The organism is Kocuria rhizosphaerae (assembly GCF_044462265.1).
GTDB classification, from domain to species: Bacteria; Actinomycetota; Actinomycetes; order Actinomycetales; family Micrococcaceae; genus Kocuria; species Kocuria rhizosphaerae.
Genome location: NZ_JBISWL010000023.1, coordinates 1 through 10,816 on the forward strand (window position 1 = coordinate 1; position 10,816 = coordinate 10,816).

Annotated in this window: 9 protein-coding genes; 3 read left to right on the forward strand and 6 right to left on the reverse strand. The window is 72.9% G+C overall.

The window, feature by feature from the left end; all coding sequences use genetic code 11:
• Positions 1-23 precede the first annotated feature (23 nt).
• Together ACH9EU_RS03190 and betT are read right to left on the reverse strand one after the other, a co-directional pair.
• Positions 24-1,517, reverse strand: coding sequence for an aldehyde dehydrogenase family protein (locus ACH9EU_RS03190; RefSeq protein ID WP_396412491.1), 1,494 nt, complete (start codon positions 1,515-1,517; stop codon positions 24-26).
• Positions 1,514-3,667 (reverse strand): choline BCCT transporter BetT, encoded by a 2,154-nt coding sequence (betT, locus tag ACH9EU_RS03195; RefSeq protein ID WP_396412492.1) that lies wholly within the window; start codon positions 3,665-3,667, stop codon positions 1,514-1,516. The genes ACH9EU_RS03190 and betT overlap by 4 nt, the downstream gene beginning before the upstream one ends.
• A 176-nt stretch (positions 3,668-3,843) precedes the next feature.
• Between betT and ACH9EU_RS03200 the strand changes: the two genes are divergently transcribed.
• Genes ACH9EU_RS03200 through ACH9EU_RS03210 form a run of 3 tightly spaced genes read left to right on the forward strand, consistent with a single transcriptional unit; the run spans position 3,844 to position 5,045 of the window.
• Positions 3,844-4,374 carry a TetR family transcriptional regulator gene (locus tag ACH9EU_RS03200; RefSeq protein ID WP_396412493.1) on the forward strand — a complete coding sequence of 177 codons (531 nt, stop codon included), beginning with the start codon at positions 3,844-3,846 and terminating at the stop codon, positions 4,372-4,374.
• Positions 4,375-4,377: 3 nt separating this feature from the next.
• Positions 4,378-4,722: an SMR family transporter gene (locus ACH9EU_RS03205; RefSeq protein WP_396412494.1), complete on the forward strand. Its 345-nt coding sequence runs from the start codon at positions 4,378-4,380 to the stop codon at positions 4,720-4,722.
• Positions 4,722-5,045 carry an SMR family transporter gene (locus tag ACH9EU_RS03210; protein WP_396412495.1) on the forward strand — a complete coding sequence of 108 codons (324 nt, stop codon included), beginning with the start codon at positions 4,722-4,724 and terminating at the stop codon, positions 5,043-5,045. Before ACH9EU_RS03205 ends, ACH9EU_RS03210 begins: the two co-directional genes overlap by 1 nt.
• Before the next feature lie 108 nt (positions 5,046-5,153).
• On the opposite strand, the gene ACH9EU_RS03215 is transcribed toward ACH9EU_RS03210, so the two are convergent.
• The 4 genes from ACH9EU_RS03215 to ACH9EU_RS03230 form a co-directional block, all read right to left on the reverse strand.
• Positions 5,154-5,360, reverse strand: a complete 207-nt coding sequence (locus ACH9EU_RS03215; RefSeq protein WP_396412496.1) for a cold shock domain-containing protein — start codon at positions 5,358-5,360, stop codon at positions 5,154-5,156.
• A gap of 563 nt (positions 5,361-5,923) precedes the next feature.
• Entirely contained in the window at positions 5,924-6,259 is a 336-nt protein-coding gene (locus ACH9EU_RS03220) for a hypothetical protein (RefSeq protein WP_396412497.1), read from the reverse strand.
• Positions 6,256-6,909, reverse strand: a complete 654-nt coding sequence (locus tag ACH9EU_RS03225; RefSeq protein WP_396412498.1) for a hypothetical protein — start codon at positions 6,907-6,909, stop codon at positions 6,256-6,258. The genes ACH9EU_RS03220 and ACH9EU_RS03225 overlap by 4 nt, the downstream gene beginning before the upstream one ends.
• Positions 6,906-10,816: phage tail protein (locus ACH9EU_RS03230; RefSeq protein WP_396412499.1), on the reverse strand; the 3,911-nt coding region annotated here is incomplete at its 5' end. The genes ACH9EU_RS03225 and ACH9EU_RS03230, both read right to left, overlap by 4 nt.

Here is a 10,816-nt window from a genome sequence, read left to right on the forward strand (position 1 = left end):
CGACGACGCCGGGCGGGCGCGGCTCAGTGCCGGGCGAACCAGCCGGTCACGGCGGGGGCGGTGTTCTGGTAGACGTGCTTGAGCTCCTGGTACTCGCCCAGGCCCGTGGGGCCGAGCTCCCGGCCCACACCCGACTGCTTCATCCCGCCCCACTCCGCCTGCGGCAGGTACGGGTGGTAGTCGTTGATCCAGATCGTGCCGTGGCGCAGGCGGGCGGCCACCCGCTGGGCCCGGCCCGCGTCCTGGGTCCACACCGCGCCGGCGAGGCCGTAGATCGTGTCGTTGGCGATCTCCACGGCCTCGTCCTCGGTGCGGAAGGTCTCGACCGTGACGGTGGGGCCGAAGGCCTCGTCGTGGACGCAGTCCATCTCCCGGGTGCAGCGGTCGATGACCGTGGGCGGGTAGAAGAAGCCCTGCCCGAGGTCCAGCCGGCCGTCGGCGGAGGGACCGGTGGCGTACTCGCCGCCGCACCGGACCCGGGCGCCCTGCCGGCGGGCGCACTCCACGTAGGCGTGGACCTTCGCCCGCTGGGCCGCCGAGATCAGCGCACCGGTCTCGGCCTGCTCGTCGAAGGGCCCGCCGAGCCGGATCCGCTCGGCGCGGCGGACGAGCTCGTCGACGAAGCGCTCGGCGATCGGCTCCTCGACCACCAGGCGCGCCCCGGCGGAGCAGACCTGCCCGGAGTGCACGAACGCGCCGTTGAGGGCGTTGTCCACGGCGGCGTCGACGTCGGCGTCGGCGAAGACCACGTTGGGGTTCTTCCCGCCCAGCTCCAGGGCGATCTTCTTCACGGTGGGCGCCGCGGCGGCCGCGATCGCCCGGCCGGTGAGCACCCCGCCGGTGAAGGAGACCAGGTCCACGTCCGGGTGGCTCGCCAGCGGAGCCCCCGCCTCGGCGCCGGCGCCGGTCACGAGGTTCGCCACGCCGCCGGGCAGGCCCACCTCCTGGAGGACCTCCATCATGAGGACCGCGGTGTGCGGGGTGAGCTCGGCGGGCTTGAGCACGAAGGTGCAGCCCGCGGCCAGCGCCGGGGCGATCTTCCACGCCGCCTGCAGCAGCGGGTAGTTCCAGGGCGTGATCATCCCGCACACCCCCACCGGCTCGGTGACGACCCTCGAGACCACCGCGGGGTCCCCGGCGTCGACGACGCGTCCTGCCTGCTCCGCGGCGATCTTGCCGAAGTACGTGAAGCAGGCGCCGACGTCGTCCATGTCGATCTCGGACTCCACCAGGCGCTTGCCGGTGTCCAGGGACTCGGCGCGGGCGAACTCGTCCTTGCGCTCGCGCAGCCGGGCGGCGGCCCGCAGCAGCAGGTCCCCGCGCCGCGGCCCGGGGATCCCGGACCAGCGGCCGTCGTCGAAGGCGCGGCGGGCCGCGGCGATCGCCCGTTCGGTGTCCTGCGCGGCGGCCTCGGCGACGGTGCCGACCTCGGTCCCGTCGGCGGGGCAGACGATGGTCCGGGTGCCGCCCTGGGCGGCCGCCTGCCACTGTCCGTCGATGAAGAGTGTGGTGCTCACGGGTGTGCCTCCTTCGCCGCGGGGATCTGCCCCGTCGGCACGTCGTGGATGTCGGTGGACCAGTCGGGGTGGCCCTGCTCGCCGTCCTGGATCACGGACGGGCCGGCGTGGATGCTCAGGAAGGCCAGGTGCGCCTCCCAGCTGTCGAGGACGTCGTTGATGACCTGCTCGTGGCTCCAGTCCATGACGTCGGTGCCCTGGGAGCCGGTCTCGTTGAAGACCTCGAGGCGGTAGTAGAGGTCCGAGTCGGGGTTGGTGCGGAACCCGCCGAAGGCCGGCACCGGCGTGGCCACCGGATAGATCTGATAGCAGAAGTCCCGGTCCTCGCCCATCCGCACGGTCAGCGTGTGCTCGGACAGGTCCTGGTGGCCGACCACCGAGCTGGTGAGCTCGGCGTCGCGTCCATGGGCACGGAACTCCTCCACGACCTCCGTGAGGGCGGGGACGAGCACCTCGTCCTCGTAGCGGCGCACTGACTTCGGCCCCGGGAACGAGCCGGTCCGGGAGAGCCGCCGGCGCCAGTGGCTGTCCGGGCCGGGGATGCGGGAGGCGGCCGCGGAGCGGCGGGTGGAGCTGCGTCCCTCGCGCTGGGAGCGCTCGGCGCGCAGGGCCTTCCAGAACCCGATCATGATCAGGTACATCACGATCGAGAAGGGCAGGCCGATGATCAGCGTGGCGGCCTGCAGGGTCGGCACCCCGCCCACCAGCAGCATCGCCAGGGTCAGCAGCCCGGTGGCGGCGGCCCAGAAGATGCGCAGCCACTTGGGCCCGTCCTGGGTGGGGTCCTGGATCGTCGAGGTGAACGTGGACATCACCAGCGCGCCCGAGTCCGCGCTGGTGACGTAGAACAGCAGTCCGGCCAGCGAGGCGAGCGCGATGAGCAGCGGCGCGCCCGGGTACTGCTCGAGCAGCGAGTAGAAGGCCCGCTCGGGGGTGTTCATGGCGGCCTGGCCGAAGGCGTCGTCGCCGCCCGTGACGATCGCCAGGGCGCTGTTGCCGAAGACCGAGACCAGGATGAGGATGAACAGGAACGGCACGGTCAGGGTCGCGATCACGAACTCGCGCAGGGTGCGGCCGCGGGAGATCCGCGCCAGGAACAGCCCGACGAACGGCGCCCAGGCGATCCACCAGGCCCAGAAGAACAGCGTCCACCCCGCCATCCAGTCGGCCGCACCGGTGTAGGCGAACGTGTCCAGGGTCATCCCGGGCAGCGCGGCCACGTAGTCGCCGAGGTTCTGCACCGTGGCGTCGAGCAGGAACGAGGTCCGGCCGGCGACGAGCACCCAGACGATCAGCGCCACGGCCATGAGGACGTTGAGCTCGGAGAGCCGGCGGATGCCCTTGTCCACGCCCGAGACGCAGGAGGCGGTGGCCATCACCACGGCCACGACGATCAGCCCGATCTGTGCGGCGGTGCCCTCCTCGATCCCGAACAGGAGGTGCAGGCCGTAGTTGAGCTGCACCACGCCGATGCCCAGGGAGGTGGCCACGCCGAAGATCGTGCCCAGCAGCGCCGCGACGTCCACGGCGTCTCCCGCGCGCCCCTGCACCCGCCTGCCGATCAGCGGGTAGAGGGCCGAGCGGATGCTCAGGGGCATGTTCCACCGGTAGGCGAAGTAGCCGAAGGCCATGCCCATCAGGGCGTACATCGCCCAGCCGGTGACGCCGTAGTGGAACAGCGTCCACACCACGGCCATGCGGGTGGCCTCGGCGCTCGCGCCGTCCCCGGCGGGCGGGCCGTAGTACTGGGTGACCGGCTCGGCCACGGAGAAGAACAGCAGATCGATGCCGATGCCGGCCGCGAAGAGCATCGCGGTCCAGGTGAACAGGTTGTACTGCGGCTTCGAGTGGTCGGGGCCCATCTTGATGGTCCCCTCACGGGAGAATGCGACCACCAGCACGAAGACGGTCACCACGGTGGCGGTCAGGACGTAGAACCAGCCCATGTTGGTCGCGATCCAGCCGACCACGGCGTTGATCACGGTGGAGGCCTGGTCCGGGGCGAGGATCGCCCACAGGGAGAACAGGACGATGGTGACGCCCGAGCCGGCGAAGACCGCTCGGTTCACGGTCGGCCGGGCACGCCCGTCGGGCGGGGCCTCGGCCCGGGGCTTGCTGTCGGTCGGGGTCTGGTGCAGGGCGGAAGTCATGGGACGAGTCCTCCTGGTCATGGTGGCCCGAGTCGGAAGGCACCCGCCGGGTCCTGCGCGGACCGGGCGGGTGCGGGACGACGTCGTGCCCGCAGGGCGACGCGGCGGCCAGGCCGACCGCGCCGGTGTTGCGTAACATCGTGACACCACCCTTCCGGTTGGTAAAGTACTTTTTTATGAGCACTTCTTCCCGAGACCGGATCCTGGACGGTGCTCTCGAGCTGCTCCGGGCCGGCGGCACGATCTCCCTCGAGTCGGCCGCGCGGCACGTGGGCCTGAGCAAGCCCGGGGTGATGTACCACTTCCGCACCAAGGAGGCGCTGATGCTCGCCCTGGTGGACCGGGTGATGGACGGCTGGGAGCAGGAGATGGCCCGCCGCCTGCCCGCCCGTGCGGAAGAGGTGCCCGCCCGCGAGCGCCTGCGCGCCTACCTCGACTGGTGCCTGTCCGGCGAGTTCGACGAGGCCGACCTGGTGATGCTCACCGACCCGCGGCTGCGCGGAGAGCTCAAGGAGCGCTGGGCCGCGCGGGTGGCGCCCTGGGTGGCCCTGCCCGAGGACGTGCCGGCCGAGCACCGGGGCCCGCTGGTGGCGGTCCGGCTCATCGCCGACGGCGCCTGGTTCGCCGACGCCTCGGGCGTGCTGGCCCTCGACCCGGACGAGCGGGCGCGGGTCCGGGCGGTGGCCGACGACCTGCTGGCGGACTGAGCCGTGACGCGATGGCTGCTGCTGGCCGCCGCGGTGGTCACCGAGGTGGCGGCCTCGCTGTCGCTGAAGGCGGCGCTCCGGGACCCCGCCTGGTACGCGCTCGTCGTCACCGGCTACGCCGCCGCGTTCTGGCTCCTGGCCGCCGTCCTGCGCCGCGGCACGCCCGTGGGGGTCGCCTACGGCGTGTGGGCCGCCCTGGGCGTGACGCTCACCGCGCTCGGTGCGGCCGTGGCCTTCGGCGAGCACCTGGGCCCGGCCGCGCTCGCCGGGATCGTGCTGGTGGTGGCCGGGGTGCTGTGCGTGGAGATCGGCTCCTCCCGCCCCGCCCGGCCCCGGGAGGCTCCCTGATGGCCTGGCTCTTCCTCACCGGCTCGATCCTCACCGAGGTCGCCGGGACCCTGTCCCTGCGGATGGCCGCCCACGGCCGCCGCCGCTGGTACGCCGCCGTGGTCACCGGCTACCTCGTGGCCTTCACCTGCCTGAGCTTCGCGCTGGCGGAGGGGATGGACCTGGGGGTCGCCTACGGCATCTGGTCGGCCGCGGGCGTGGCGCTGACCGCACTGGCCGGCCGTCTGCTGTTCCGGGAGCCGTTCACCTGGGTGACGGCCGCCGGGGTGGCGCTCATCGTGGGCGGGGTGCTGCTGATCGAGCTCGGCGCCCGGCCGGCCTGAGCGGCTCCCGACGGACGCCCGGCCCTCCGCCCACGGGACGCCGGCTCGGGATCCGGACGATCCGGCGCCCCTGAGCGTCCCGCGGGGAAGGACCGGTCCGATGGGACCTCAGACGACGACGCGGAGCCGCGACACCTCCGGCCCGAAGGGCTGGATGTCCATCTCGAACTCCACCCGATCGGCCACCGCGAGCGCAGCGGACGGCCCCTCACCGAGGGCCGCGAGGCTCACGAAGACGTCGGAGGAACCGTCGTCGGGGCTGATGAACCCGAACCCCTTGTCCGCGTCGAACCACTTGACGACACCTGCAGCCATGTCAGCACCTGTCTTCCTCGTCTCTCGGCAGGGCTGTCCCGTGTCCCGGTCCGTCCCGCGCGGGACACTTCCGGCCCCGGTCGGGGAGCAAGCGCGCACGCCGGCCCCCGCCGTCGTCCCCAGCCGCAACAATCGGACGCCGTTCGCGACCCCGGCGGAACCCACCGGGGCCCCGGAGACGCGTCACCGCACCGGACATCCCTGCCCTGCCAGTGAATGTTCGATAGTGAACAACCAACCAGGGGACACGGTGGGGGGCACACCCCCACAAGCGCGGACAGACGGACCGCGCCGACACTGCGAAAATGCCGCCCCGTGACAGGCCACGGCGACAACGCCTCCACCGGTCGCATCCACGACGTCCGCCCTGGTCAGCGGTCAGCGGTGCGTCATGCTCCCTCGCGCGTGCGGCCCCCCGGAGCGTCGCTGGGCCCGGCCCGGCGGCACGTCACCTCGGAACGGGTGGTGGAGAGGTGGAGCGACAGTCACCGATTGTGACGGAACTGTTGCACTCGTCCGGCGCCGCCACGCGGCCCGTTCGTCGTCGCGGCGTCGGCGCCTCCTCACGGCCGGGGATCCTGCGGGGGCGGGAGGTCGTCCAGGCGTTCGGCGGCTTCCCGCAGGGCCGCGGCGAGCCGCTTCCCGAACGTCTCCCCGGGTGACGGAGCCGTCCCGAACTGCGCGCGGAGGTCGTCGGCCTCCGCCCGCGCCGCGGCCCGTGCCTCCGGGTCCGGGGACTCCAGCCGCGCGGCCAGGGCCGCGACCTCCCGCAGCGCGTCGCCGAGGGCCGAGGCCGCCGCCCCCGGCGAACCCACGAGCTCTTCGGGCGTCCTGCCCGTCCGGGCGGCCAGCCACCGGACGCCCGGGCCGTGGTCCCGGTACCCGCCCGGCCCGGTCATCGTCCGCCGTCCGCGTCGCCGGGGCCCCGGAGGAGCAGCCGACGGGGAGGGACGGCCCCCCGAGCCACCTCCAGGAGCTCCTCCCGGGAGGTCAGCACGTGGCCGGTCTGGGGGTGCGGGACGAGGTCGAGCCCGGTGGCGCACGCCCACAGCTCCTCGCCGGCGCGGTAGCTCACGATCCCGGTCCCGGCGTCGGCCAGCAGGACATTGAGCTCGGCCGTCTCGTCGTCGTCGAGGGTGACGAGACGGTTGCCGTCCCGGGCGGCACTCCGGGTCTCCTGGCCCAGCGGGTTGCCGCTGAGGTCGAGGACCTGCAGGGTCGGCAGGCCGACCACGGGCAGGGCGTCGCGCACCCTGTTGCGCCGCAGCACGGCGACCCGCAGGCCGAGCCCCGCCGCCCAGCCGGTGCCGGACAGGTCGCTGTTCTCGACCACCAGCACCCGGAGGGACCGCAGCCCGGCCAGGCGCGTGTAGTCCCCGATCGAGCAGCCGATGAGCGAGAGGGTCTCCAGGGCGGTGCACTGCTCGATGCCCTCAAGCGTCCGCGCGTTCGTGATGACCAGGTCGCCCACGTCGGCCGGCGGGGTGCCGGGCTCGAGGAGCCCGACGGCCTGCAGGTCGGCCATGGCACGTTCGACGTCGGTGGTCATCCCGATCCCTCGCTCTCCGTCGCAGCGTAGGCCGCTGCGAAGTTCGCCTGTATCCGTTGCCAGTTCATTCTCTGCCTCAGCGCGAGCTGGGCCACCGTGAGCTGCAGGTCCTCGTCGTTGTCCGTGCGGTAGTACATGCCGACCGGCTGGTTCAGGGCGTAGTCGGGGATCGTCGCGACGCTGCCGTCCCAGACGCGGACCCGCAGCTGCGCCTGGAGGTGCCGGATGTAGCCCAGTGGGCCCAGACCGTTGTGGGCGGTGAACTCGTCGCGGAGCCAGTCGTGGAACTCCTCCGTGCCGATGGTCCCGGCCGAGACCAGGTCCCCGTCCTCCTCCCGGCGGAACGCACCGACGTGTCCGGACAGCTCCACGGACACCGCCGGCCCGAGGTGGGTCGGCTCCCCGCGCGCGGCACGGCGCCGTGGCACGGTGGGCGGATGGAGCACCCACCGTGTCGGGGACCGCAGGGTGTTGTGGGCGGTGATCCAGCGCAGGCCGTCCTGGATGCTGCCGGCACTGGCGGCGTCGACCGCCGTCTCGATGACGCGGGGGATGAACCCGGTGGGGATCCACTCGTGGCTGCCCGCGTCGACGCTGCGGAAGAGCCGTTTGACGTAGTTCTTGGTCTCCGGACTGGCGTTCCACACCGCGAAGAACTGCGCCCGCGTCACGCCGCTGGACTCCCCCGGGGAGACCATCGCCCGCAGGAACTCCACGATGCCGGAGGCTCGCGTGATCGCGGTCCTGATGAGCGGGTTCACGGCGTCGCCGGGCAGCCCGACGAACGTGCCCCACCGACCGCCGGAGGACGTGTAGGACAAGCCCTGGAGCTGGCGCAGCAGAGCCGAGTTGTCCTCGCTGCTGATCAGCTGGTTCGCCACGCGCGTCATGCGGGTGGCCGTGTCGCTGCCGAGCACGCGCAGGAACTCGGGACGCACGGTGTGGGCCGGGTCGGGCGAGTCCGTCTCGAACGCGTGGTTCTTGAACGTCCCCGACTCCGCCGAGCGCGGGTTCTGCTGGCTGCCGACGAGGAACCAGGGCAGCAGCTGCCGGTGGGTCGCGGGCCGGGCCAGCCACGCCCGGGCGCCGTCGGTGCTGACGACCGACATGTCCCAGATCGGCGTCGTGCCGTCGGGCGCGAGCTTCGGGCGGGTGATGGCCGTCTCCCACTGGCCGGCCGCCGTGGTCGCGTACTCGTTGCCGTGCGTCCAGATGTTGGCCGCGATGTCCCTCAGGTACTCCTCCGGGTCCTTCTCCTCGAACAGCTCGAAGACCTCGCGCAGCAGCGTGGCGAGGGAGCGCTGGCGGGCCTCGAGCGAGTTGTCGTCCGGTGGTTCCTTGTCGTCGGCCGGATCGCGGTTGGCCTCCTCGAACTCCCGGGCGAGCGCGTCCGCGTCGGCGTCCATGCTCGTGAGCGTGCTCTCGAGCTCGTTCAGCTTGGTCTCGGCCCGGGTCCGGTCGTCGTCGTTCTGGAACGAGGAGAGCTTTCCCCGCCACTGGCCGATCTTGTCGCGGATCGCGGTCGGAGCGGACGCGACCATGAGGGTCGCGTCCTCCCCCGCGCGCTCGATCCACGTGCGGTGCCCCTCGCGCGCGGCCGTGAAGCGGACGGTCGTGCCGAGCTCGGTGTCGTCGGTGCCGCCGTCCTCCTCCTCGCCGCCGAGGCCCAGTCGCGCCAGCAGGGCCCGTGCCCGCTCGGCGAGGAACCCGATGACCCGGTCCATCGCCGCGTACACCACGGTCTGGAGTCGCTCGATCACCTCGGCGACCTCCTCGGGCAGCCCGCCCAGGTGCAGGAGCCCGGCGAGGAAGTCGATGACGGGCGGGATCAGCATCGCGAGAGCGCGCTCCACGGCGTCGGCGAGCCCGCTGATGTTGCCGGCGATCACGTCCGCCATGCCGTTGACCACGGCCTCCACGAAGCGGAAGATCCGGGCGGCGTTGCGGAAGACCCAGGAGCAGATCTGGTAGATCAGCTCGATCGCCTGGGCGATGGCGCCCGCGGGGTTGAGCATGCCGATCACGCGGACCACGACCTGCTGGATCAGCGCCTCCATGAGGTACTCGACGGCGGCCTCGAGGATCATCCCGACGACGTTCTCGGGGCTCAGCTGCTCCTTGACGAGCTCCACGAGCCCCTCGGGGCCGCGCTCGACGAGCACCGAGACGAGCTGCCAGGCGGCCTCGATGACCTCGACGGCGGTGGGCCCGATGTGGCGGACGAGGATCTCCCGGATCCGCGGCCACGTCACGCCCATGACCTGCAGCGCGAAGGTGAGCAGGGAGCGGGGGGAGAAGTCCCGCGGGATGGGGATCGGGGTCTCGAGCTCGGAGAAGAGCCAGGTCCAGAAGCCGCGCAGCACGTGGGTGCCGAAGTTGTCGAAGAACTGCTCGAAGCCGAGCTTGAGCCCGGCCACGAGGTTGTTGATGAAGTTCTCGGGGTCGTCGGCGATGTCGGAGGCGACCTGCTGGATGCGCGCGACCAGGGCCCAGAAGGCCCCCGGCGGGATGCCGACGAGCCGCAGGAGGCCGTTGATGATCGCCCGGACCGGGTCGTCGACGAACTCCTCGATCGCGGCCACGACCCGCCCGACCAGCCCGCCGGCCTCGTCCCGCCGGGCCTGCGCCTCGGCGTGGACCTCGTTGACGGCGTCGACGGCCCGGCGGGACACGTCGTCCACGAAGCCCGTCTGCGCCGCGGTGACCCGCTGGGCCAACCCGTCGAGCATGCCGCCGAAGCGGGCCCGCTCGGCGGCGGCCCACTCGGGGAACTCGTCCTCCATCGCCTGGAAGGCGGCCTCGATGTCCTCGCGGGCGCGGCGGATCAGGGCCTGGGCGGCGGCGATCACGCCGTTGACGTCGGTGGAGATCTCCAGGAGCAGCTCGCAGACCCCGTCGCCGAACTCCCGCTCGGCGCGGTTGTACTCGTCCGTCACCCAGCGGGGCAGACCCGCGATGTAGTCGCCGATCGCGAGGATCGCGCCCCCGACCCCGGAGTGGCGCTCGTCGATCCACCGCTTCACCCGGTCCAGGGAGTCGTGGAAGTCCTGGGAGAGCCGGGTGAGGCCGGCCTCCCAGCGGGCGATCGCCGTGCGGCTGAGCGGTTCGAGGAGCGTGTCGACCTGCCGCTGGGCGTCGTCGTAGATGCGCTGGGCCCGCGCGGAGACGGACTCGCGGGTCTGCTCCTCCGAGCCCACCATGGCGCCCTGGCCGGCGCCGACGGAGTCCATGGTCCCGGCGCGGGAGGCCCGCATCGCGGCGACGGCCTGCAGCTGCAGCTGCGCCATGTCCGCCTGCGCGCTGTCGATGGCCTGCTGCTGTTCGGCCTGGATCTCCTGCGGGGTCCGCTGCGCCGCCTCCCCCAGCTCGCCGCGGGCCGCGCGCGCCTCGGCGAAGGGCCCGTCCGGGATCTCCCGGGTCACCCGGGTGTCGATGCCGGACTCGGCGATCCGCTGGTCGGTCGCGGCGACGTCGGCGTCCAGGGAGGTGTTCTCGGGCGGGATGGGGTCCGGGGCCGCCGAGCCGGCGTCGACCCCGGTGCCGGGCACCGCCGGGGACGGGGCGTCGATCGGGGTGGGCGTGAGCGCGGGGGTGCCGGCCGGGGCCTGGGCCATCGCGTCGTAGGGGCCCGTGACCTCCAGGGTCTGGGACTCGACCGAGCCGGTGACCGTGGCGCCCGCGTCCTGGGCCTCCCGGGTCGGGTCGGTGGCGAGCAGCGCGTCCTCGTCCTCGGGGCGGTTCGACCGGATGGCGGTCCGGATCCGTTCGCACAGCGCGACGATCTCGGGGCTGGGCGCGGGCAGCTCGCCCAGTTCGGCGGCCAGCTCCTCCTGGGCGCGGGCCGCGGTCTCCGCGGCGGGCTCGGTCACCGCGCCCCGGGCGTCCGCGACGTGGGCGTCCGCGGGCG

Coding starts and splice junctions, on each gene's coding strand:
- ACH9EU_RS03220 (WP_396412497.1), bottom strand. CDS start 6,259: ATGACCGGGCCGGGCGGGTACCGGGACCACGGCCCGGGCGTCCGGTGG.
- ACH9EU_RS03225 (WP_396412498.1), bottom strand. CDS start 6,909: ATGACCACCGACGTCGAACGTGCCATGGCCGACCTGCAGGCCGTCGGG.
- betT (WP_396412492.1), bottom strand. CDS start 3,667: ATGACTTCCGCCCTGCACCAGACCCCGACCGACAGCAAGCCCCGGGCC.
- ACH9EU_RS03210 (WP_396412495.1), top strand. CDS start 4,722: ATGGCCTGGCTCTTCCTCACCGGCTCGATCCTCACCGAGGTCGCCGGG.
- ACH9EU_RS03215 (WP_396412496.1), bottom strand. CDS start 5,360: ATGGCTGCAGGTGTCGTCAAGTGGTTCGACGCGGACAAGGGGTTCGGG.
- ACH9EU_RS03200 (WP_396412493.1), top strand. CDS start 3,844: ATGAGCACTTCTTCCCGAGACCGGATCCTGGACGGTGCTCTCGAGCTG.